Source organism: Microbacterium sp. Au-Mic1 (assembly GCF_021341785.1).
GTDB lineage: Bacteria > Actinomycetota > Actinomycetes > Actinomycetales > Microbacteriaceae > Microbacterium.
Genome location: NZ_JAJTTF010000014.1, coordinates 105,039 through 126,500, shown reverse-complemented (window position 1 = coordinate 126,500; position 21,462 = coordinate 105,039). Strand labels below are relative to the sequence as shown.

The 21,462-nt window shown below is 69.4% G+C and carries 19 protein-coding genes; 13 read left to right on the top strand and 6 right to left on the bottom strand.

Annotation, left to right across the window (positions count from 1 at the left end):
- Positions 1-38 precede the first annotated feature (38 nt).
- The 4 genes from LXM50_RS16845 (at position 39) to LXM50_RS16830 (ending at position 6,235) form a co-directional block, all read left to right on the top strand.
- Positions 39-896 carry a hypothetical protein gene (locus LXM50_RS16845; protein ID WP_233312634.1) on the top strand — a complete coding sequence of 286 codons (858 nt, stop codon included), beginning with the start codon at positions 39-41 and terminating at the stop codon, positions 894-896.
- 181 nt (positions 897-1,077) lie between these two features.
- On the top strand, positions 1,078-2,535 hold the full coding sequence (locus LXM50_RS16840) for an MFS transporter (RefSeq protein WP_233312633.1): 1,458 nt from the start codon (positions 1,078-1,080) through the stop codon (positions 2,533-2,535).
- Positions 2,536-2,712: 177 nt separating this feature from the next.
- Complete coding sequence (locus LXM50_RS16835) at positions 2,713-4,263, top strand: APC family permease (RefSeq protein ID WP_233312632.1); 1,551 nt, start codon at positions 2,713-2,715, stop codon at positions 4,261-4,263.
- A gap of 22 nt (positions 4,264-4,285) precedes the next feature.
- Positions 4,286-6,235 (top strand): primary-amine oxidase, encoded by a 1,950-nt coding sequence (locus tag LXM50_RS16830; RefSeq protein ID WP_374107844.1) that lies wholly within the window; start codon positions 4,286-4,288, stop codon positions 6,233-6,235.
- A 123-nt stretch (positions 6,236-6,358) separates the two neighbouring features.
- On the opposite strand, the gene LXM50_RS16825 is transcribed toward LXM50_RS16830, so the two are convergent.
- Positions 6,359-7,282 carry a LysR substrate-binding domain-containing protein gene (locus tag LXM50_RS16825; protein ID WP_233312630.1) on the bottom strand — a complete coding sequence of 308 codons (924 nt, stop codon included), beginning with the start codon at positions 7,280-7,282 and terminating at the stop codon, positions 6,359-6,361.
- A 129-nt stretch (positions 7,283-7,411) separates the two neighbouring features.
- Here LXM50_RS16825 and LXM50_RS16820 point away from each other — a divergent pair, with 129 nt between their 5' ends.
- Genes LXM50_RS16820 through LXM50_RS16790 form a run of 7 tightly spaced genes read left to right on the top strand, consistent with a single transcriptional unit; the run spans position 7,412 to position 13,313 of the window.
- Positions 7,412-8,752, top strand: coding sequence for an NAD(P)/FAD-dependent oxidoreductase (locus LXM50_RS16820; protein WP_233312629.1), 1,341 nt, complete (start codon positions 7,412-7,414; stop codon positions 8,750-8,752).
- Entirely contained in the window at positions 8,752-9,222 is a 471-nt protein-coding gene (locus tag LXM50_RS16815; protein ID WP_233312628.1) for a RidA family protein, read from the top strand. Before LXM50_RS16820 ends, LXM50_RS16815 begins: the two co-directional genes overlap by 1 nt.
- Positions 9,219-9,890 carry a DUF1028 domain-containing protein gene (locus tag LXM50_RS16810; protein ID WP_233312627.1) on the top strand — a complete coding sequence of 224 codons (672 nt, stop codon included), beginning with the start codon at positions 9,219-9,221 and terminating at the stop codon, positions 9,888-9,890. Before LXM50_RS16815 ends, LXM50_RS16810 begins: the two co-directional genes overlap by 4 nt.
- Complete coding sequence (locus LXM50_RS16805) at positions 9,883-11,118, top strand: M20 family metallopeptidase (RefSeq protein ID WP_233312626.1); 1,236 nt, start codon at positions 9,883-9,885, stop codon at positions 11,116-11,118. The genes LXM50_RS16810 and LXM50_RS16805 overlap by 8 nt, the downstream gene beginning before the upstream one ends.
- The gene (locus LXM50_RS16800) at positions 11,115-12,596 is read left to right on the top strand and encodes an aldehyde dehydrogenase family protein (protein WP_233312625.1); all 1,482 of its coding nucleotides are present in this window, start codon (positions 11,115-11,117) and stop codon (positions 12,594-12,596) included. The genes LXM50_RS16805 and LXM50_RS16800 overlap by 4 nt, the downstream gene beginning before the upstream one ends.
- An 8-nt stretch (positions 12,597-12,604) precedes the next feature.
- Entirely contained in the window at positions 12,605-13,066 is a 462-nt protein-coding gene (locus LXM50_RS16795) for a hypothetical protein (protein ID WP_233312624.1), read from the top strand.
- Between the two features lie 43 nt (positions 13,067-13,109).
- On the top strand, positions 13,110-13,313 hold the full coding sequence (locus tag LXM50_RS16790) for an AsnC family protein (RefSeq protein WP_233312623.1): 204 nt from the start codon (positions 13,110-13,112) through the stop codon (positions 13,311-13,313).
- Between the two features lie 18 nt (positions 13,314-13,331).
- Here LXM50_RS16790 and LXM50_RS16785 read toward each other — a convergent pair whose 3' ends face one another.
- The 5 genes from LXM50_RS16785 to LXM50_RS16765 all read right to left on the bottom strand — a co-directional run bounded on the left by LXM50_RS16785 (position 13,332) and on the right by LXM50_RS16765 (position 17,828).
- Positions 13,332-14,366, bottom strand: coding sequence for a S66 peptidase family protein (locus LXM50_RS16785; protein WP_233312622.1), 1,035 nt, complete (start codon positions 14,364-14,366; stop codon positions 13,332-13,334).
- A gap of 27 nt (positions 14,367-14,393) precedes the next feature.
- Entirely contained in the window at positions 14,394-15,344 is a 951-nt protein-coding gene (locus LXM50_RS16780; RefSeq protein ID WP_233312621.1) for a hypothetical protein, read from the bottom strand.
- Between the two features lie 98 nt (positions 15,345-15,442).
- Positions 15,443-15,892 carry a nucleoside deaminase gene (locus tag LXM50_RS16775; RefSeq protein ID WP_233312620.1) on the bottom strand — a complete coding sequence of 150 codons (450 nt, stop codon included), beginning with the start codon at positions 15,890-15,892 and terminating at the stop codon, positions 15,443-15,445.
- A gap of 41 nt (positions 15,893-15,933) precedes the next feature.
- The gene (gene uraD / locus LXM50_RS16770) at positions 15,934-16,449 is read right to left on the bottom strand and encodes a 2-oxo-4-hydroxy-4-carboxy-5-ureidoimidazoline decarboxylase (RefSeq protein ID WP_233312619.1); all 516 of its coding nucleotides are present in this window, start codon (positions 16,447-16,449) and stop codon (positions 15,934-15,936) included.
- Positions 16,446-17,828 (bottom strand): MFS transporter, encoded by a 1,383-nt coding sequence (locus tag LXM50_RS16765; RefSeq protein ID WP_233312618.1) that lies wholly within the window; start codon positions 17,826-17,828, stop codon positions 16,446-16,448. Before LXM50_RS16765 ends, uraD begins: the two co-directional genes overlap by 4 nt.
- A 574-nt stretch (positions 17,829-18,402) precedes the next feature.
- On the opposite strand from LXM50_RS16765, the gene LXM50_RS16760 reads away from it, so the two are divergent.
- Together LXM50_RS16760 and LXM50_RS16755 are read left to right on the top strand one after the other, a co-directional pair.
- Positions 18,403-19,647 carry a Xaa-Pro peptidase family protein gene (locus LXM50_RS16760; RefSeq protein ID WP_233312617.1) on the top strand — a complete coding sequence of 415 codons (1,245 nt, stop codon included), beginning with the start codon at positions 18,403-18,405 and terminating at the stop codon, positions 19,645-19,647.
- Positions 19,648-19,868: 221 nt separating this feature from the next.
- The gene (locus tag LXM50_RS16755; protein ID WP_233312616.1) at positions 19,869-21,458 is read left to right on the top strand and encodes an ABC transporter substrate-binding protein; all 1,590 of its coding nucleotides are present in this window, start codon (positions 19,869-19,871) and stop codon (positions 21,456-21,458) included.
- Positions 21,459-21,462: the final 4 nt, after the last annotated feature.

The window sequence follows — 21,462 nt, the reverse complement described above, 5'->3', positions numbered from 1 at the left end:
CACCGAGATCTACACTCGACTAGTCGTCGGCAGCGTCAGTGTGTATAAGAGACAGTCTCCGGATCGCGCTGCGCGCCGCCTGGGCGGCACCAGCACTCGCCGCCGTCGTCACGATCGGGCTCACCCTGGGCCCGCTGACCGCCGCGCCCGCCTACGCGGTCACGCCGCCGGCGCTCGTGGCCCAGCCGATCGCGCAGACGGCTGACGAGGTGCTGGCCACCTCGATCGCCGCGCTGCAGACGGCCCCGCCTCGAGCCGCGACCCGCGACGCCCTGGTCGTGCGCTGGGCCCTGCGCGACGACGGCAAGGCGGATCCGGTGATCGTGCCGGAGTGGCAGGAATGGGTGTGGGATGCGGACGGCACCGGCCATCTCGAATCGCGGACCGGCGCGCCCTACTCCGTCACCAAGGACGGCACGATCGTCCCCCCCGCCGGCAAGGCGCCGAAGGAGGGCTCGGCTCTGCCGGGCACCGGGCACCACAGTTCGAACCTCTTCTTCGCAGAGCCGCCGTCCGACGCGGCGGGGCTGCGGGCCTACATCGAGGAACGGGTCGGGCTGAGCGGGAACGCCGATGCGCTTGCGATCTGGGGGATCGTGAGCTCGATCCGCGACAGCTGGGCGTTGAACCCGGCGCAGCAGGCCGCGGCGCTGCAGCTGATCCGTGAAGCCGGCGACGTGAGCGCGCTCGGGACCGTGACCGACCGACTCGGCAGAGCCGGCATCGCGCTCAAGGTCACCTCCTCGGCACGGCCGCAGTTCACAGCGACGCTGGTCCTGAGCGCCACGACGCACGAGATCATCGCCGCCGACACCATCTACGCGGGCGGATCCGCGATGAAGCTGAACGTCGCGGCGGGATCGGTGATCGAGTACAAGGCCTGGCTGTCGCGCTGAAGAAGGCGGACTCGGATCCGGTCGAACGGGTAACGACCGGATCCGAGTCGTGCCGGCGTCACACTCCGCGGCGCGCGCGTGTCCACCTGTGGATCGGCTGAACGCCGGGCGTAGACTCCCCCGTGCTCGTCGCACGGCTGGGGACCGGCGAGCGCCATCGATGTACCGACCGGAGGACAGCATGAGCACCGCCACGACCGCACCCGCGAACCCCAGATCGCGGGTGATCCTCGCCAGCCTCATCGGCACGACGATCGAGTTCTACGACTTCTACGTCTACGCGACCGCAGCGGTGCTCGTCTTCCCGATCCTGTTCTTCCCGACCGGCAACGACACGACCGCCCTGCTCGCCTCCTTCGGCGTGTTCGGAGCCGCCATGATCGCGCGCCCGATCGGCGCCATGGTGTTCGGCCACTTCGGCGATCGGTACGGCCGCAAGGCCACTCTCGTCGCCTCGCTGCTCACGATGGGCATCGCCACCTTCCTCATCGGCCTGCTGCCGACGTTCCAGCAGATCAACTGGTGGGCCGCGCTGCTGCTGCTGATCCTGCGCCTGGCGCAGGGCTTCGCGCTGGGCGGCGAGTGGTCCGGGGCCGCCCTGGTCGCCACCGAGAACGCCCCCGAGGGGAAGCGCGCCTGGTACGGGTCGTTCCCGCAGTTGGGCGCCCCGCTCGGCTTCATCATCGCGAACGGCCTGTTCCTCATCATCAACGCGTTGCTGCCGCACGCGTCCGATCCGTCGCTGAAGTCGGAGGCGTTCCTCAGCTGGGGCTGGCGCGTGCCGTTCCTGTTCTCGGCCGTGATGGTGATCATCGGCCTGTGGGTGCGACTCAAGCTCGTCGAGTCGGAGACCTTCAAGCGCGCCGAGGACACGGGCACGATCCGCAAACTGCCGCTCGCCACGGTGTTCCGCCATCATGGGAAGCATCTCGTCCTCGGCACCTTCGTGATGCTCGCCACGTACGTGCTGTTCTACCTGATGACGAACTTCACCCTGTCGTTCGGCACCAAGCCGTGGTCGGTCGAGATCGCGTCCGCCGCCGCGCAGAAGGCCGCGGAGGCGAAGGGTGCTGCCTTCGACCAGACCGCGTTCGCCGCGCAGTTCTATCCCGGGCAGGGTTTCGGCTACACCGACTTCGTGGTGATGCAGATCATCGGCGTGGTGTTCTTCGGCGTCTTCACCCTGCTGTCCGGCCCCTGGGCGGATCGGATCGGCCGACGCAAGCTCCTGATCTGGACCACGGTCGCGATCATCCTGTTCGGCTTCACGTTCCCGTTGTTCCTCGGCCAGCACGCCGGAGAGCCGTTCGCCGTGGTGCTGACCCAGTCCTTCCTGATCCTCGGATTCCTGCTCATGGGCACGACCTTCGGCCCCATGGGCGCGTTGCTGCCCGAGCTGTTCCCCACCAATGTGCGCTACACGGGATCCGCGGTCGCGTACAACGTGTCGTCGATCCTCGGCGCCGCCGTCGCGCCGCTCATCGCGGTGTGGCTGTGGCAGCTGGCCGACGGATCCCCCGTGTTCGTCGGCATCTACCTGTCCGTGATGGCCGTGCTCACCCTGATCGCGCTGATCCTGATCCCGGAGACCAAGGATCACGCCTACGAAGACGATCTGGGCGTGCCCACCCTGCCCTGATCCGGTTCTCGCCGACGCGCGGCGCTGCATCATTTCAATTGATGCGGCGCCGCGTATCTGTGTATTGGCGTGATTCGACTTCGCGAGGTTGACTGAGACCACTACCCGAGAAGGCCCCGGCGCACCCCGCGATCGGAGCCGCGAAGATCAGCCTGGTTCGGACAGAGGAGTCCCCCGATGAGCGTTGAGATCGCCACATCCGCCATACGCACCGAGAACTTCCGCAAGACGCTGGGCCGACTCGACATCATCTTCCTGTCGGTCGCGGCCATCATCTCGATCGACACGGTCGCCCAGATCGCCGCGGGCGGCGGAGCGCAGGCGTTCACCTGGACGCTCGTGATCGGCGTCACCTTCCTGCTCCCCTACGCCTTCGTGGTGTCGGAACTGGGCAGCGCGTTCCATGAGGAGGGCGGGCCGTTCGTCTGGGTCCGCCTCGCATTCGGCAAGCTCGCCGCCTCGATCGCCACGATGTTCTACTGGATCACCAACCCCCTGTGGATGGGGGGATCCCTGGTCTTCATCTCGGCGGCCACCTGGGACGCCTACATCTCACCGCTGCCCTCGGGCAGCGTCGGCGACTACGTCTTCAAGATCGCCTTCATCTGGCTGGCGATCCTCGTCGCGATCATCGGGCTGCGCTACGGCAAGATCGTCGTCGCCGCCGGCGGCATCGCGAAGGTCGCGCTCCTGGCGATCTTCGTCGTCACGGTCGTCATCTACGCCATCCAGAACGGCGTGCACGGCTATGCGGCCGGCGAGTTCTCACCCACGCTCGGCGGCTTCCTCGCCGTGACGCCGGTGATCCTGTTCGCCGTCGTGGGATTCGAGGCCCCCAACGGCGCGGCCGAGGAGATGCGCGACCCGCAGAAGGACGTGCCGAAGGCGGTCGCGTCCTCGGGGCTGATCTCGATCCTGTGCTACCTCGTGCCGATCTTCGCGATCCTCGCCGTGCTGCCCGCCGACAAGGTGCAGGGCGCCACCGGCCTGCTGGACGCCTTCAAGGAGGTGTTCCGTGTCTACGGCCCCGCGGCGGGGCCGCTGATGTGGATCGCGGCGATCGTCTTCGTGTTCGTCGTTCTGACTCAGGCGAGCGCGTGGATGATCGCGTCCGATCGGGTGCAGGCGGCCGCCGGCGCCGATGGAGCGTTCTTCCGCTACTTCGGGAAGTTCTCCCCGCGTCTCGGCACCCCCGTGCGGATGAACATGCTCTCCGGGATCGTCGCCACCGTGTTCTGCGTCGCCGCGACCGTGCTGCTCAGCGGCAGCGCCGCGGCCGCATTCACGGTGGTGCTGACGGTGGCGATCTCCACACTGCTGCTGTCGTATCTCGTGATCTTCCCGACCGTTGTCGCGCTGCGCAGGAAGCACCCCGACGTCCCGCGCCCGTTCCGCGTGCCGGGCGGCACGGCGGGTCTGTGGATCTGCACGATCGTGATCTACGCGTGGGTCGTGCTGGGATCCTGGGTCGCCGTGTTCCCCGGCACGCTGGAGGGCCTCTTCGGCGTCGCCTACGACTTCCACGACGTGTGGGGGGTCGACCGGCTCACCTTCGAGGGCTTCACCATCAGCACCCTCGTCGTGATCGCCCTGCTCGCGCTCGTGGGCAACCTCTACGAACGCCGCCGCCCCGGATACTCGCCGGAGGATCCGGAGACCGCGTCGGCGCTCGACGTCGACGCGCTCGCCGCCCACGAGAACCGCCCCGCCGCCACTCGCATCCCGTGACCCCGGTCCGCCAGAAGGAGACATCGTGACCAATCCCGACACCGCGACGAGCGTCGCCACCCACCCACTGGATCCGCTCAGCGCCGACGAGATCACCGCCGCGCGCGACCACCTGATCGCCGAGGGACGCCTCGGCGACACCGTGCGGGTCGCCTACCTCTCGCTCAAGGAGCCGGCCAAAGCCGTGCTCCGTGCCGGCGGAACGATCCCGCGCGAGGCCCGCGCGATCCTGCTCGACACCGCGACGGGCGCGACCGCCGACCTGCTGATCGACCTCGGCGCCGGCACCACTGTCTCCGCCGTCGACGTCGACCCTGCCCTGAGCGGTCAGGCTCCCGTGCTGATCGAGGAGTTCGAGGCGATCGAGGGGATCCTCAAGGCCGACGAGGGCTGGCAGGCGGCGCTCGCCTCACGGGGGCTCACGCCGGACGGCGTGCGCGTCGCGCCGCTGAGCGCGGGCATCTTCGACTACGAGGGCGAGGAGGGCCGGCGGCTGCTGCGCGGCCTCGCATTCGTCCAACGCGACCCGCACGACTACGCCTGGGGCCACCCGGTGGACCAGCTGGTCGCGTTCGTCGACATGATCGAGCGCAAGGTCGTGCGGATCATCGACGACGGCCCCGGCGACGACCCGTTGACGAACGGCGACTTCGAGAGCCCCGAGCTCACGGGACCACTGCGCGACGACCTCAAGCCGCTGCACATCGTGCAGCCCGAGGGGCCGAGCTTCACCCTCGACGGCAACGTGCTGCGCTGGCAGAAGTGGGACCTGCACGTCGGCTTCGACGCCCGCGAGGGCCTGATCCTCGGCCAGATCGGCTTCGACGACCACGGTGTCCGCCGCTCGATCGTCGAACGCGCCTCCATCGCCGAGATGGTGGTGCCCTACGGGGATCCCGCTCCCTACCGTTCGTGGCAGAACTACTTCGACACCGGCGAGTATCTCGTCGGCCGCGACGCGAACTCCCTCGAGCTCGGATGCGACTGCCTCGGCGAGATCACCTACCTGTCCCCCGTCGTCGCGGACGACTTCGGCAACCCGCGCGAGATCTCGCAGGGCATCTGCATCCATGAGGAGGACTTCGGACTGCTCTGGAAGCACACGGACGAGTGGGCGCAGCACCGTTCCTCGCGGCGTCAGCGCCGCCTCGTGGTGAGCTTCTTCACGACGGTCGGCAACTACGACTACGGCTTCTACTGGTACTTCTACCTGGACGGCACGATCCAGTTCGAGGCCAAGGCGACCGGCATCGTCTTCACCGCCCGCTACCCGGGCGACGGCTACCCTTACGCCTCGCAGATCGCGCCCGGACTCGCCGCCCCGTTCCACCAGCACCTGTTCTGCGCGCGCCTCGACATGGCCGTCGACGGAGAGAGCAATGCCGTGCACGAGCTCGATCTGAAGCGCGTCCCGCAGGGCGAGGGCAACCCGCACGGCAACGCGTTCAGCCGCTCCCGCCGCGTGCTCGGACGCGAGTCCGAGGGCCGTCGCCGCGCGGAAGGCTCGCTCGGCCGGGTGTGGGAGGTCGTCAACACCGAGAAGCGCAACCACGTCGGCGAGCCGGTCGCGTACACGCTGTTCCCCGAGGGTCAGCCGACCCTCGCGGCGGCCGACGGATCGTCGATCAGCCGACGCGCGGCGTTCGCGACCGAGCACCTGTGGGTCACCCGGTACGCGGAGGGCGAGCGTTACCCGGCCGGCGACTTCGTGAATCAGAGCGTCGGATCCCCCGGCCTCCCGGAGTTCCAGAAGGCGGATCGCGGGATCGACGGCGAGGACATCGTGCTCTGGCACAGCTTCGGCCTGACGCACTTCCCGCGCACCGAGGACTGGCCGATCATGCCCGTCGACTACACCGGTTTCACGCTCAAGCCGACCGGCTTCTTCGACCAGAACCCGGCGCTCGACGTTCCGCCGTCCCCGAGCGGCCACGCCTGCGCGCACTGCGCCGACGGCGAGTGCCGCTGCTGACGGGATCCACAGACTCCCGGGACGGTGCGGTCGGGGGATTCGCACCGGCCCGGGCTTGACAGGCGGTCGCCCCAGCCGTTGAGCGGGCGAAGTCTCGTTCTCGGCGGCGGCGGAGCAACGGCCTCAGCGTGCCTCCGTGCCGAACAGCTCGCGGGCCAAGGCCGCCACGGCGTGGGTGCGGGCGGTCGGCCGCACCCGCGACACACGGGCGAAGCACACGTCGAGCGCCGGCGCCTCACCCGCGATCCGCAGCGCCCTCAGCTCCCCGCCGTCGTACGTGAGCGGCGCGACCGGGACCTGATTCAAGATCGAGTAGCCGTGCCCGCGGGCGACCAGCGAGCGCACGGTCTCGTAGCTGTGCGAGCTGTACCGCACCCGCGGGTCGACCCCGGCGCGCTCCAGCATCCCGAGGAAGTACTCGCGCGAGTGCGGCAGGTCGAGCAACACGAGCTCGGAATCCGCGAGCTGGGACAGCGCGACCTCGTCGCGGTCCGCGAGCGGATGATCCGCCGCCAGGATCACGTGCGGCGGCGCCGGGAACAGCGGATCGAACGCGAGATCGTGCACCCGGCCGAAGTCGTAGACGATCCCGCCCTCGACCGCGCCCGACAGCAGCAGATCCGTCGTGCCCTCCATGTCGGCCTCGATGATCTCGATCCGCAGGTCCGGATGCTCCTGCTCGACACGGGAGATCAGCCGCGGCAGTACGAACGGCGCGAGCGTGACGAAGCAGGCCAGCCGCAACGTGCCGCGCACCTGATGGTGGTGCCCGCGGACGGTGTCGCTCATCTCCTCGACCTGGGCGAGCACCGACTGCGCATCGTGCAGCAGCTGCTCACCCGCCTCCGTGAGCGCGAGGCCCTTGCTGCGCTGTCGCACGAACAGCTGAACGCCGAGGGAACGCTCGAGCTGTGCGATCGCGGTCGAGACCGCGGACTGCGCGACGTGCAGGTCGATCGACGCCACGGTCATCGAGCGATGCGTCGCAGCGGTGACGAAGTACCTCAGCTGGACGAGGGTCATGTCGGCGCTCTGCAGTCGGGCCATGTCCGAAATGGTATCAACAGATCAGATGCAGGACTTCGGATCTGTGAAGTGTACAGATGCATGGATCCTCGGAAGCATGAAGGAGAAGCAGGATCCGAGCAGCAGAGGAACGGCGCAGTGGAGGAACGGATGTCGCACGAAGACGTGGAGGTGCTGGTCGTCGGCGCCGGCCAGGCGGGCATCGCGATGAGCGAGCACCTGAGCCGGGCGGGGGTCGCGCATCTCGTCGTGGAACGGGACCGGATCGCCGAGCGCTGGCGGTCCTGGCGCTGGGACTCGCTGGTCGCCAACGGCCCGGCCTGGCACGACCGGTTCCCCGGCTTGGAGTTCGACCTGGATCCGGACGCCTTCGCCGGCAAGGAGCAGGTCGCCGACTATCTCGTCGCCTATGCCGACGCCTTCCACGCTCCGATCCGCACCGGCGTCGAGGTGCGGTCCGTGCGCCGGCACGTGAACCGCCCGGGCTTCCGCGTCGACACGAACGCGGGCACGATCGACGCCCGTTACGTCGTCGCCGCAACCGGGCCGTTCCAGCGTCCGATCATCCCGGCCGTCGTGCCGCAGGACGCGGGGATCCACCAGATCCACTCGAACCAGTACCGCAACCCCGCGCAGCTGCCGGACGGGGCGGTGCTCGTCGTCGGCGCCGGCTCCTCGGGCGTGCAGATCGCGGACGAGCTGCGTCGCTCCGGCCGCGAGGTGTATCTCGCGGTGGGACCGCACGATCGTCCGCCGCGCCGCTACCGCAGCCGCGACTTCTGCTGGTGGCTCGGCGTGCTCGGCAAGTGGGACATGGCCGCTCCCCCGGTGGGCGCCGAGCACGTCACGATCGCCGTGAGCGGCGCGCACGGCGGGCACACCGTCGACTTCCGCGCGCTGGCCGCGACCGGGGTCACCCTGCTCGGCCGCGCCGGCGCGTACGAGGACGGCGTGCTCGCGATCGCACCCGACCTGCGTGCCAACATCGCCGCGGGTGACGCGAACTACCTCTCCGTGCTCGACGAGGCCGACGCCTACGTGCTGCGCAACGGGCTGGATCTGCCCGAGGAGCCCGAGGCGCACCTGATCGGCCCGGATCCGGACAGCCTCACGCACCCGATCCTCTCGCTCGACCTGACGGGCGCCGGCATCACCTCGATCGTGTGGGCGACCGGTTTCGCGCTGGACTACTCATGGCTGCAGATCGACCCCGACGCGTTCGACGAGCACGGCCGTCCGCGGCACCAGCGCGGCGTCTCGGCGGAACCGGGGATCTACTTCCTCGGGCTGCCCTGGCAGTCCCGCCGCGGATCCAGTTTCCTCTGGGGCGTCTGGCACGACGCGCGCTACATCGCCGACCAGATCGGCATCCAGCGCGGGTACGCGGCCTACCCCGGCCCGGTCGACACCGCGGCCGACACCCCCGAACCCGCCCAGGCCGAAGGCACCCGCCCCCTCGCCGTCGAGCTCGCACAGACAGGAATCGCATGATGCCCACGCACACCCGCATCCGCCCGTTCAACACCAAGGTCACCTACCCCGAGCAGAACCTCGACAACGACCTCTGCCAGGCGGTCGTCGCCGGCGGCGTGGTGTACCTGCGCGGCCAGATCGGCCAGGATCTGGACACCCGCGAATCCGTCGGCATCGGCGACGTCGAGGCTCAGGCCGAGAAGGCGATGGCGAACATCGCGATGCTGCTCGAGGAGGCCGGATCCTCGCTCGACGACATCGTCAAGGTGGTCGTCTACATCATCGACCCGCGCTACCGCGAGACCGTCTACCGCGTGATGGGCCGTTGGCTCAAAGGCGTCTTCCCGGTGTCGACCGGTCTCGTGGTGAGCGCGCTGGCCCGCCCGGAGTGGCTCGTCGAGATCGACGCGACGGCCGTGATCAGCACCCCGGCCGACCGCGCGGCGAGCACCGACCGCACCCCCACCGACGACGAGGCCGCCCGATGACGTTCTCGATCGTCGCGCGCGACGAGACCGGAGCCTTCGGATCCGCGATCTCCTCGTCCTCGCCCGCCGTCGCGGCGCGCTGCGTGCATCTGGCCGACGGCGTCGGCGCGGTGAACTCGCAGAACATCACGGATCCGCGCCTCGGGCCGATCCTGCTCACCTCTCTGCGCGACGGAGCTTCCGCCGCCGAGGCCCTCGACACCGTGATCGCCGAGACCCCGCACATCGCGTTCCGCCAGCTGCTGGTCGTCGATGCGCAGGGCCGCTCGGCCGTGTACTCAGGCGAGCGCGCGCTCGGCAATGTCGGCGCGGCCACCGGCGCGGGGGTCGCCGCGGGCGGCAACATGCTCGCCTCGACGGACATCCCGCGGCTCATGGTCGACGCGTTCGCCGCCGCCGAAGGCGAGCTCGAGCGGCGCCTGCTCGCGGCCATGCAGGCCGCCGCCGCCGCGGGCGGCGAGGAGGGCCCGGTGCACTCCGCCGGGCTCGCGGTCGTGCGTGATGCCGGCTGGCGGGTGACGGATCTGCGCGCGGACTGGACCGAGGGCGACCCGATCGCCGAGCTGGGCGAGCTGCTCGAGGTCTGGCTGCCGCAGCGCGATGCCTACATCACGCGCGGGATGGACCCGTCCGCCGCCCCGAGCTACGGGGTGCCCGGCGATGAGTGACGCCGCCGCCCACCCCGAGGCCCCCGTGGCCGGGTCGCCCGCCGACGTCGCCGCGCTCAAGGCCGCCGCGGACGCGAGCGTCGCCGCGGCCGCCGCGGACCTGATCCGCCTCTCCGAGACGCTGCACGCGAACCCGGAGACGGCCTGGCAGGAGCACCGCGCCGCCGCCTGGGTCGGCGAGGCTCTGGCCGCCGCCGGTTTCCGCGTCACCCCGGCGTATCTGGGTCTGGGGACCGCCCTGCTCGCCGAGACCGGATCCGGGCCGACCGTCATCGGGATCATGGCCGAGTACGACGCGCTGCCCGGGCTCGGGCACGCGTGCGGCCACAACCTCATCGCGGCGAGCGCGGTCGGCGCCGGGCTCGCCCTCGCCCCGCTCGCCGACGAGCTCGGACTCACCGTGCGCGTCTACGGCACCCCTGCGGAAGAGGGCGGCGGGGGCAAGATCGAGCTGATCGAGGCCGGCGCCTTCCGCGATCTGGACCTGGCGATGATGGTGCACCCCGCGCCGGTCGACGTCGCCGAGGCCCGGCCGTTCGCGGTCTCGCACAGCCACGTCGCCTACGACGGGGTGTCCGCGCACGCCGCCGCCTACCCGGATCAGGGCGTCAACGCGAACGATGCGTTCCTCGTCGCGCAGGTCGCGATCGGGCTGCTCCGACAGCAGCTGCCCGCCGACACCCGGGTGCACGGCGTGCAGACCGTCGGCGGCCACGCCCCGAACGCGATCCCCGACCGCACCGAGGGCCGCTGGTACGTCCGCGCGAACTCGCTCGCCGAGCTCGAGATCCTCGAGGAACGTGTGAACCGCTGCTTCGAGGCGGGCGCGCTCGCCTCGGGCGCGACCCTGAGCATCACGCCCGAGAGCAAGCCGTACTCCGAGTTCCGCACCGACGAGCGCGCCCTCGCCTTCTATCGAGCCAACGCGCTCGCACGCGGGCGCGTGTTCGCAGACGCCGAGGTCGCCGGACGCATGAACCGGGCGTCGACCGACATGGGCAACGTGTCCCAACTCGTCCCCGCGATCCACCCCTACATCGGGGTCGACTCACTGCCGTACGGCAACCACCAGAAGGAGTTCGCCGCCGCGTGCGTCGGCCCCGTCGCGGAGAAGGCCCTGCTCGACGCGGCGGTCCTCATGGCGTGGACGGCGATCGACGTCGTCGCCGCGAACCCCCAGGCCGCGGACGCGGCGCAGTCCACGAAGATCAAGGAGACGGCCGCATGACCACCATCGACTGGACCGCACGCAGCCGCGCGCTCGCGATCGACGGCCGTGCCGTGATCGACGGACGCCGCGTCGACGCGTCGGACGCTGCGACGATCGCGGTGCAGAGCCCCGGATCACTCGCGCACATCGCCGATCTCGCCGCCGGCACAGCGGACGACGTCGACCGCGCGGTCGCGATCGCCCGGCGCGCGTTCGAGGAGGGCTCGTGGAGCCGGCGCAGCGCCGCCGACCGCGGCCGGGCGCTGATCCGCCTCGCCGACCTGATCATGGTGAACCTCGAGGAGCTCGCCCTCCTCGAAACCCTCGACTCGGGCAAGCCGATCGCGCAGACCCTGACCGTCGACGTGCCCGGCACCGCCGAGACGTTCCGCTGGTACGGCGAGTTGGCCGACAAGCGGTTCGACGAGATCCCGGCCACCCCACCCGGCTCGACCGCGCTCGTCCAGCGCGTGCCGCTCGGCGTCGTCGGCGCGATCACGCCGTGGAACTACCCTCTCGAGATCGCCGCGTGGAAGCTCGCGCCGGCGCTCGCGAGCGGAAACAGTATCGTTCACAAGCCCGCGACCGAGACCTCGCTGACCGCACTGCGGCTCGCGGATCTGGCGCTCGAGGCGGGGATCCCCGCGGGCGTGCTCAATGTCGTGCCGGGGCGCGGATCCGTCGTCGGCGAGCGCATCGCGCTGCACCCGGACATCGATGTGCTCGCCTTCACCGGCTCGACGGCCGTCGCCAAGCGCCTCATGGTGAGCGCCGGATCGTCGAACATGAAGCGGGTCGCGCTCGAGGCCGGCGGGAAGAGCTCGAACCTGGTGTTCGCCGATGCCGACCTCGAGACCGCCGCCGCGAAGGCTGCCTTCGGGGCCTTCTACAACCAGGGACAGGTGTGCTCGGCGAACTCGCGGATCCTGGTGCAGCGGTCGGTGCATGACGAGTTCGTGGCACTGCTCGCAGCCGCCGCAGAGGGCTACGCTCCGAGCGACCCGCTCGCGGGCAGCGACGGCAACGGCAGCCTGATCAGCCGCGCGCACGCCGACGAGGTGTCTGCCGCCATCGCCCGGGCCGCCACGGACGGCGACCTGGTCGCGGGAGGCGATCGTGTCACGATCACCGGGTCCGACGCGTACCTGAGCCCCGCGATCGTCACCGGCCTCGGCGCCGACCACGATCTCCACCACATCGAGGTGTTCGGCCCTCTGGTCGCGGTGCTCGGCTTCGAGGACGAAAACGAGGCCGTCCGGCTCGCCAACGACACCGAGTACGGACTGGCGGCTTCACTGTGGACGACCGACTTCGGTCGGGCGCACCGGGTCGCCGAGCGTCTGGTCGCCGGGACCGTGTCGGTCAACACGGTCGATGCGCTGGGCCTCACGACGCCGTTCGGCGGGTTCCGGCAGTCGGGCTTCGGCCGAGACCTGTCGCGGCACGCGCTGGACAACTACACCGACTGGAAGACGACCTGGTTCCAGCACGGCTGAGGACGACGATGACCGCTCTCACAACGCATACCCCGCGGACCCGGCAGGCTCCGGCCTGGATCGTGGCCCGGTGGGTCGCTTTCCCCGTCACCGCGGGTTGCGTAGCGGTGCACCTCGCCCTGCTGCTGGGGAGCCCCTCCGCGCTTGCGGCCCTGATGGCGATCCTCGCGGCGCTGTGCCTGATCTGTCTGACACCGCGATCCCGAGCCCTGCCGCCGAGCGCGTGGGGCATGGCGATGGCGATGTCGACGGCGATGATGCTGCTGCACATCGGGTCTGCGGGCGGGATGGTCGGGCACGCGCACGGCCGGCCCGCCGGCGTCGTTCCGATCGACGGCCTCCATGGCTTCGCACTCCTGCTCAACGGGATCGAGCTCGTGCTGCTGATGGCCGTCGTGGTGGCGATCGGCGTGCTGCGCCGCCGCCGCATGTCCGCTCGCAGCGGAAGGCGATCCGTCAACATGAATTGACAGACCTCCTCGTGTCAATCAGCATTGACACGAGGAGGTCTTCATGCTGAGAACCGCGAAGGATCTGGATCCGCAGGGCGAGCCGCTCGCCGAGCTGCACCGGCTGGTGGCCGCGCGGCGCGACATCGCCCGCGCCGAGGAGGTGCAGGTGCGCCGCGCCCGTGCCGCCGGTTACTCCTGGCAGGCGATCGCCAGCGCACTGGGCACCACACGGCAGGCGGCGCACCGCCGATTCGGCAAGCGTTAGGCGTGCCGATGCGAACCCTCAGGCGTAGTCGGCCGTGATGACCCGCCGTGCGCCGTCGAGCACCATCCGGCCGCCGTACGGCACGAGCCACTGCGGCCGCGTGTGCCCGAACGGCACGCCGAAACAGACGACCGCCGAAGGGTTGTAACGGGCGATCTGCGCCAGAATCGCGTGACGCTGCGCCTCGCGCAGGACGGGGCGGATCTCGTGATGCGGCACGTTCTCGTGCGTGCTCACTGGCGGTCGGGCGACCGCGACACCGGCGACACGCTCGAGCAGCCCGCGTTGCCCGTACGCCCGCAGCTGCTCGGCGATCGCATCGGCCGGAGTCAGTCGCTCGCTCGCCTCCAGGAGCAGGATCACGCCCTCCAGCTCCTCCGCGGACGGGAACCGGTCGGCGAGGGCGAGCTGGGACAGCACCTCGAGGCAACCGCCCCAGGTGCGCCCGCTGACTCGACGCGCGGGCCCCGACCACACCCACGGCTGGGTGGGCTCGCGCACGCCGTAATGCACCAGGGCGGCCGGGTCCTGCCATCGCACACCGAAATCCTCCGATTCCCCCGGCTCGGTGAGCTCGAGCTCGCCACCGTCCAGCAGCGCGGCCCGGAGCGACCGTGCGTGGATCTCGTCGACGGCGGGCCCGGGGCCGAGGTGCACCTGGGTCGACCCGCCATGGAACCCCGCGATGCCGTTGCGCCACAGCCAGTTCAGGATGTTCGTGTTGTCGCTGTAGCCGAGGAACGGCTTCGGATCCGCCTGTGCGAGGTTTGCGTCCAGGTGCGGGATGACCAGGATCTGGTCATCGCCGCCGATCGTCGACAGGATCGCACGGATCGAGGGATCCGCGAAAGCCGCGTTCACGTCCGCGGCACGAGCCTGGGGGGACGCACCGAAGAGACGGGTGGTCGGGTACTCGACCGGGACGAGCTCGGTCAGCTCGGTGAGCCGGCGCATCGCCTGCTCATGCACCGCGAGTGACGCGGCCGGGGCGGCGAACCCCGGAGAGAGGACCGCGACGCGCTCGCCGGGCCGGGCCTTGGGCGGAAGGAGCATCGCTTCAGCCTAGAGCGCGGCTCCCGATCAGACGACGTCGTCGCCCGCCCAGCGCAGCACGCGCAGCGCGCGCAGGGTGACCCAGCGACTCGGGAACCCCTCCCGTTCGCCGTCCAGGTCGAACGGAGTCGGCCCCTCGTGCGTGTTCTCCAGTCGCCACAAGCCGGTCGCGCCGCGCTGAGAACGCAACAGCTCGATCGCGTCGGCGCAGCGCGGATCGCCCTCGGGGCGCGCGCGGCGCAGGTAGTCCAGGCCGCGCAGCACGTCGTAGTACCAGCGCACCGGGTACGAGGCCATCGTGAAGCGCGGGTCGATGACCGCCCCGGTGCTGCGTCGCAGGAACAGCCGGCGTGCCAGCAGATACTCCTCCGCGGCCAGCCGCGCGGTCCGTGACACCTCGGTGCCGCCGGTCGCCTGCTCCCAGGCGAGGAGCCCCTCGAGCACGCAGATCGTGGAGTGCAGCGACGAGGTCGTGGCGCCGTACTCCGCCCAGCAGTTCCACCCGCCGTCCGCCAGCTGCCCGGCGAGGAGCGTCTGCACCACTCGATCGGCCGGCTCTCCGAAGTACGCGGCGTTCGAGAGCACCACCCCGTTGACACACGGCTCGGTCTCGCCGTGGAAGTACGGCGGGGCACCTTCCTGATCCCAGCGCACCCGCTCGCGCACCCGTGCCACCGCCTGCCGCACTCGTTCGTCCGCGGGATCGGCACCGAAATCGACGAGCTGCTGCAGGCTGAAGTGCGTCGCGGTCCACGCGTCGTACATCGGACGGCTCTCGTCGACCCAGCCGGGCCGGTACACCCCGCCGTCCCACAGCCCGTCCTCGGCCTGTAGCGCGAGGAGCCGGGCACCCCACCCCTCGGCGGCCACGCGGGCGCGCTCCGCCGTGACCTCCTCCGGGGTCGCATCCGTCAGGTCGCGGCGGACCTGCCAGCGGATCGCGGGATCGGAGTCCATCAGATACTCGATGACGTCCATGCCGCGACGTTACCGCGCTGCGCCGACGTCCGTCATCGGGGCGAAGAAGAGGGCCGGATCGGGGCGATGCCCGGTCCGGCCCTCCGATGCCGCCGCTGTCAGGAGGCTGCGGCGATCCCCGAGTAGTACGCGGCCGCCTCGTCTCCGAGCAGCCCGCGCTCGACGACGACGTCGCCCTCACATCCGAGCAGCTCGAGCAGGTTCTCGACGCTGTAGCGTCCCGACGGTTCGATCCCGGGCACCGACTGCACCGCGATCACGAGGTGCCGGATCCCGGCGTTCAGGATCGCTCCCGCGCACATCGCGCAAGGCTCGAAGCTCGTGATCAGGGTCGACCCCGACAGGTCGAGACCCCACGCGGCCGTGGCGGCCCGCACCGCGGCGAGCTCGGCGTGCGCGGTGACGTCCTGCGTGCTCTCCACCTGGTTCCGCGCCACGATCGCACCGCGCGGACCCGCGATCACGGAGCCGTACGGGTGGTCGCCGGCCGCCTCGGCGACGCGAGCCTGATCGAGGGCGGTGCGCATGTGCGCGGTGTGATCGGTCATCTCGTTCTCCTTCTCGGGTTCGGGTTCGGTCACGGGTCGCCTCAGCCGGCGACGGCGCGGTCGAGCCGGCCCCGAGAGATCAGCGCGATCTGATCGAGTGCCGCCCGCAGCTCCGCCTCGGTGTCGGCGCCGATCCGCCGTTCGAACTCGGCGAGGATCGAGGCTTTGGAGTGGCCGCGCACGGCGATCACGAAGGGGAACCCGTGCCGGTCCTGATAGGTGCGGTTGAGCTCGCCGATGCGCGCGAACTCCTCTGGGCTGAGGGCGTCGAGTCCTGCGCTGGCCTGCTCCCCCACGGATTCCGTGGTCATCTCGCCGGCCTGCGCCTCCTTGCCCGCGAGGGCCGGGTGAGCGTTGAGGAAGTCGAGCACGGTCTGCCTGTCGGCGGCCTCGACGACGGCGAACATCGCACGATGCAGCTCGGGCACGCCGGCGAAGGGACGCGAACCCCACGCTCCCCGGGCGACCCAGGGCGAGTTCTCGAAGACCGGACCGAGCACGGCGACGAAGGCGTCCTCATCGAGGGCGTTGATCTCGTCCAGGGTCATGGCGCTCATGCCTGCACCTCCACGACGTTCACCTCTGCCGCATCGGCGGCGTCGCGGGTCGACACCGGGACAGTGGTCGTCTTCCCAGTCTCGCGGAACTTGGGCACCAGCGCCAGGATGAGGATCGTGGCGAGGATCTCCACCCCGGCGACGATGAAGAGTCCGGGAGCGAGGCTCCCGGTCTGATCCTTCAGCGAGCCGAGCATCGTCGGGGCGAAGAAGCCCGCGAGGTTCGCGATCGAGTTGATCAGCGCCACGCCGCCCGCGGCTGCCGCGCCGATCAGGAAGCGGTTCGGCATCTGCCAGAACACCGGGATGGCGGACATCGTCCCGATGAGCGCCAGCGCCAGGCATGCGATCGCGCCGATCGGGCTCACCGGGATCAGCAGAGCCGCACCCGCCAGTCCCAGTGCGCCGAGGGCGGCCGAGATCGATGTCTGGATGCGGGACTCCCCGGTGCGGTCGGAGATGAAGCCCGCGGAGATCATGCCGGCGGCGCCGAGGAGGTTGATGCCGGCCATGATCCAGCCCACCGCGAGCGGGTCCGTGACGCCGACGTTCGCGACGAGCGTCGGACCGTAGAACGTGAGCGAGGAGTTCGCGGCGATGATGCAGAAGAAGATCAGGATGAACAGCCAGATCGTCTTGCCCTTGAGGGCGCCGAGCATGCTGTGTTGCTTGTTCTCGGCGTGCTCCTCGTTGTCGAGCTCGCTCTGCACGAAGGCGCGCTCTGCGGCCGTCAGCCACTTCGCGTGGTGCGGACGATCCGTCAGGTAGAACAGGGTCACGATGCCGAGGATGATCGACGGGATGCCTTCGATGATGAAGACCCACTGCCACTCGGCGAGGCCCCACACGCCTCCCATGCTGGTCATGATCCAGCCGGCGATCGGACCGCCGATGACGCCGGCGAACGCGGATGCCGACATGAACATGCCGAAAGCCTTGGCCCGGCGGTTGGCCGGGAACCAGTACGTCAGGTACAGGATGATGCCCGGATAGAAGCCGGCCTCGAAGACGCCGAGCAGGAAGCGCAGGACGTAGAAGAGCTCGGGCGTGGTCGCGAACATCATCAGGATGCTCACGGCGCCCCAGCCGAGGGTGATGCGCATGATCGTCTTCTTGGCGCCGATCTTCTGCAGCAGCAGGTTGCTGGGCACCTCGAACAGGAAGTAGCCGATGAAGAAGATCCCGGCGCCGAGGCCGTAGATCGCCTCGCTCCAGCCCAGATCGTCGAGCATGCGCAGCTTGACGAAGCCGATGTTGACCCGGTCGATCCAGGCGACGATCCAGAGCAGCATCAGGAACGGGACGATCCGGAAGAACACCTTCCGGTAGACGCTCTCTGCCGACACGACGGTCACCGTCGCCGGCTGGGATGAGGACATGGAAATCTCCCTTGATTTCTCCGGCCGCGACAACGCGGGCCAGGCTGTGGAGCGAGCGGCAGGCCACTCAATGACTTTCACGATCCGAGAAACAATTTCCAACAGATCGGGTGCGGGACCGATCCTATGCACACGCTGACAATCAGGTCAAGCATTTGGTACACCACTTTGACGTTTGGTGTACCTATTTGGGGGCGCCACGGGGGCGTCGGCGGGTAGATCGGCCTGAGCCTGCGGAATCAGGGCTTGCGAATGCCGGAGTTTTGGTACACCATTTCGGTATTCCATTTTTCCGGGGATCGAAACCGCCACACGGATACCGCATCGTGAAAGTTTGATCTCCTCTTGCGGAATACCCGACCGCAGATCTACAGTGAGTTCACTCCCGCCCGAGGGGGTCTTGAACCAAGAACGATTGGCTCTGAACCATGGCTGCTTCAGACGCCCGAGTGCCGAAGGCGAGTTCGGCACTCCGGGGCACAGGAACCGCACCGTCGCGGCTCCGCGTCCCCGTACGGTTCGCTGGAAACGACCGCCGCGCAGCTCTGTCCTGCTCACCCCTGGACCGGCTGTCATGAGCCTGGTGGAGGCCGCGGTCGCCCCGCGGGAGCGTTTCACCGCCACCGTCCCGGTCCCGGTACTGGAACAGCGCATCGAACGCGTCCGCGCAGCGATGATCGCAGCGGATCTCGACGCCCTCGTCGTCTTCGGCAGCCCGCGCATGCTCGGCTCGCGGACGAAGACCGCCGGATACATCCAGTTCCTCGCCGGATATGCGGCCAAGCCCACGCCGTCGACCGTGCTCGTGACCGCATCCGGTGCGGCCGCGGTGCTGGCCTTCGGCGTGCACGAGCACCGCGAGTTCTCCCGGCGCTCCGCCTGGCTGGGTCAGATCGTGCAGGCCGGCGAGCAGCGCCTGCACCCCGAGGCCGCAGCCCGGGTGCTCTCCGAAGCCGGGATCGGCGGCGGAGCGCGGATCGGCGTGATCGGAATCGACGAGCTGAGCCACCCCGCGCACCAGGAGCTGGCGGAGCGTTTCCGCGACTTCCGGATCATCGCAGCAGAGGGCGTGCTCGATCGCCTGCGCCTCACGCGCGCACCCGAGGAGATCGAGATGCTCCGCACCTCGGCACGAATCTCGGACGCCATGGTCGCGGCGGCATTCGCCGAGTCGACCCGGCCCGGCGCTTCGGGCCCCTCGGTCATGGCGGAGGCCGAGCACGTCGGCCGCCTGCTCGGCGCCGATTCGGCGAACTGCTGGCTGTCGATCGGCGAGGAACCGCCGACCACCTACTTCGAGTTCATGGAACTCCCCGCACGGATCACCGACCGTGATCGCGTGCAGCTGGGCACGACCACCTCCTACGAGGGCTACTTCGGTCAGTGCCTGCGCATGGGCGTCCGCGGACGGCCGAGCGCAGAGCTCGCCGCCTACGCCGACATCCTCATCCAGATCCAGGACGCGGCTCTGCAGGCCATGCGCCCCGGCGAGCCGCTGCACCGCGTCGTCGACGCCATCGAGGACCAGTACGCGGCGCACGCCCCCTTCACCAGGGAAACGGATCCGTTCCGCTTCCAGAGCTGTCACGGACTCGGCCTCACCTATGTCGAGCCCGGGATGGCGCGGGATCTCAACCCCTTGCGGGACAGGTCCCTCGATGACTCCGGCGTCCGGATCGAGAAGGGAATGGTCATCGAAGTGCATCCCAACTTCACCGTTCCCGGTCTCGGCTGCATCGTCGCCGGCGACATGGCCCTCGTCACCGACGACGGGGCCGAATGGATCACTGAGTCGCCCCGAGGAATCTGGGAACTCTGATCCGCACACCCGCGGCTGACCGCATCGAAGCGCACAGCCCCCCACCCCGGATCCAGATCCGGCTCGCATAACTCAACATCAGACACCGGAGCACTCCACAAGAGCCATCGCACGGCTGCCCCTCACCCTCAAGGGTCTTCTGTGCGGTGATGCCCGAACCCCGAGCAGGGCGCCAGCCCGCGCCCTGAGAAATCACCCTTTTCTCATCCAGGAGTCACTCCATGTCATCTCAGCACCGCAGCCGCCGGATCATCCTCGGCGCCGCACTTCTCGCTCTCCCGCTCGTCGCCACCTCCCTCGCCGCCTGCACCGCGGGCGGATCCTCCGGTGGTGCCGGCGGCGGCAGCAGCACCGCCGCATCGACGTCCGTCGTCGTCGGCTTCAAGCACGAGTTCAACACCATGGATCCGCTGCGCGCCGACTACGCGCAGACCAACATGGTGGACAACATCGTCTACGAGCCGCTGATCAAGTTCGATGCCGCCCAGGACAACAAGATGGTCGGCGCCCTCGCCAGCGACTTCAAGGTCGCGGGAGACGCGAAATCGATCGCCTTCACCCTGCGCGACGGCGTCAAGTTCCATGACGGCACTCCTCTCACCGCGAAGGACGTGCAGTACAGCTTCGACCGCTACATCCGGCTCGGACAGGGCGTCGCGTCCCTGCTGCAGGGCTACGACTCGACGACCGTGGTCGACAAGTCGCACGTCGTGATCAACCTGAAGTCGCCGAACGCGTTCTTCATCAACGGACTCGCGAACATCTACATCATGGAGGCCGACCTGGTCTCCAAGAACGCAGGCGCGGACGACGCGCAGGGCTGGCTGCAGGCGCACGAGGCCGGAACGGGCCCGTTCGAGGGCACCGGCGCATCGTCCGCCGACGGCACCACCGTGAAGAGGTTCGACAAGTACTGGGGATTCGACGACAAGCGGCCCACCCAGATGGTGTTCCGCCGGATCGATGAGAGCGCGACCAACCGCGACGAGCTCAAGGCCGGCAACATCGACGTCTCCTTCGGCCTGTCCGCGATCGACGCGACCGCGCTGAAGGGTCAGAGCGGGGTCTCCGTGAAGTTCGTGCCGACGTCGGGCCAGACCCAGCTGTGGTTCAACACCTCGACCGGCCCCACCGCCGACCCGAAGATCCGCGAGGGCCTCAAGCTGGCGTTCGACTACTCCGGCGGCTTCCAGAAGATCCTCAACGGCGAGGGTGCGATCTCCAGCGGCATCCTGTCGCCGGCTTTCACCTGCCGTGCCGACGCCAAGCCGTCCGCACAGGACAAGGCGAAGGCCAAGGAACTGCTCTCCGGTCTCGGCTCGACCGCGCTCGATCTGCGCTACCAGTCGGTCGACTCCACGCAGACCCAGATCGCGACCCTGTTCCAGTCGAACCTGAAGGACCTGGGCGTGACGGTGAACCTGGTGCCGATCGCCTTCCCCGACTACCTCAAGACGCTCGCGGATCCGGCGACGATCCCGGGCCTCACGCTGATCAACGACTACATCCTGACGCCGGACCCCGGCGCCGGCCTGGACAAGCTGTACAACTCGGCCAACATCGGAGGCACCAACAAGGGTGCGTACAGCAACCCGAAGGTCGATGACCTGCTGAACAAGGCCCGCACGACTGCCGATGCCGGCGCCCGCTGCGACCTCTACAAGCAGGTGCAGACCACTGTGGCCGACGACTCGGTGCAGGCGAACCTCTTCCAGGTCGCGTTCCCGGTCGGCTACCGCAGCGACCTCAAGGGGATCGACTTCTCCTGGTCCGCGACGCCGATCTCGTTCTTCACCCTTCGGGTCGGGTGAGAGC

Excerpts from the sequence above, each read along its gene's own strand:
- LXM50_RS16835 (WP_233312632.1), top strand. The coding sequence starts at position 2,713 with ATGAGCGTTGAGATCGCCACATCCGCCATACGCACCGAGAACTTCCGC.
- LXM50_RS16785 (WP_233312622.1), bottom strand. The coding sequence starts at position 14,366 with ATGCTCCTTCCGCCCAAGGCCCGGCCCGGCGAGCGCGTCGCGGTCCTC.
- LXM50_RS16780 (WP_233312621.1), bottom strand. The coding sequence starts at position 15,344 with ATGGACGTCATCGAGTATCTGATGGACTCCGATCCCGCGATCCGCTGG.
- LXM50_RS16815 (WP_233312628.1), top strand. The coding sequence starts at position 8,752 with ATGCCCACGCACACCCGCATCCGCCCGTTCAACACCAAGGTCACCTAC.
- LXM50_RS16805 (WP_233312626.1), top strand. The coding sequence starts at position 9,883 with ATGAGTGACGCCGCCGCCCACCCCGAGGCCCCCGTGGCCGGGTCGCCC.
- LXM50_RS16820 (WP_233312629.1), top strand. The coding sequence starts at position 7,412 with ATGTCGCACGAAGACGTGGAGGTGCTGGTCGTCGGCGCCGGCCAGGCG.
- LXM50_RS16760 (WP_233312617.1), top strand. The coding sequence starts at position 18,403 with ATGAGCCTGGTGGAGGCCGCGGTCGCCCCGCGGGAGCGTTTCACCGCC.
- LXM50_RS16800 (WP_233312625.1), top strand. The coding sequence starts at position 11,115 with ATGACCACCATCGACTGGACCGCACGCAGCCGCGCGCTCGCGATCGAC.
- LXM50_RS16825 (WP_233312630.1), bottom strand. The coding sequence starts at position 7,282 with ATGGCCCGACTGCAGAGCGCCGACATGACCCTCGTCCAGCTGAGGTAC.
- uraD (WP_233312619.1), bottom strand. The coding sequence starts at position 16,449 with ATGAGCGCCATGACCCTGGACGAGATCAACGCCCTCGATGAGGACGCC.
- LXM50_RS16795 (WP_233312624.1), top strand. The coding sequence starts at position 12,605 with ATGACCGCTCTCACAACGCATACCCCGCGGACCCGGCAGGCTCCGGCC.
- LXM50_RS16840 (WP_233312633.1), top strand. The coding sequence starts at position 1,078 with ATGAGCACCGCCACGACCGCACCCGCGAACCCCAGATCGCGGGTGATC.
- LXM50_RS16755 (WP_233312616.1), top strand. The coding sequence starts at position 19,869 with ATGTCATCTCAGCACCGCAGCCGCCGGATCATCCTCGGCGCCGCACTT.
- LXM50_RS16775 (WP_233312620.1), bottom strand. The coding sequence starts at position 15,892 with ATGACCGATCACACCGCGCACATGCGCACCGCCCTCGATCAGGCTCGC.
- LXM50_RS16810 (WP_233312627.1), top strand. The coding sequence starts at position 9,219 with ATGACGTTCTCGATCGTCGCGCGCGACGAGACCGGAGCCTTCGGATCC.
- LXM50_RS16765 (WP_233312618.1), bottom strand. The coding sequence starts at position 17,828 with ATGTCCTCATCCCAGCCGGCGACGGTGACCGTCGTGTCGGCAGAGAGC.
- LXM50_RS16790 (WP_233312623.1), top strand. The coding sequence starts at position 13,110 with ATGCTGAGAACCGCGAAGGATCTGGATCCGCAGGGCGAGCCGCTCGCC.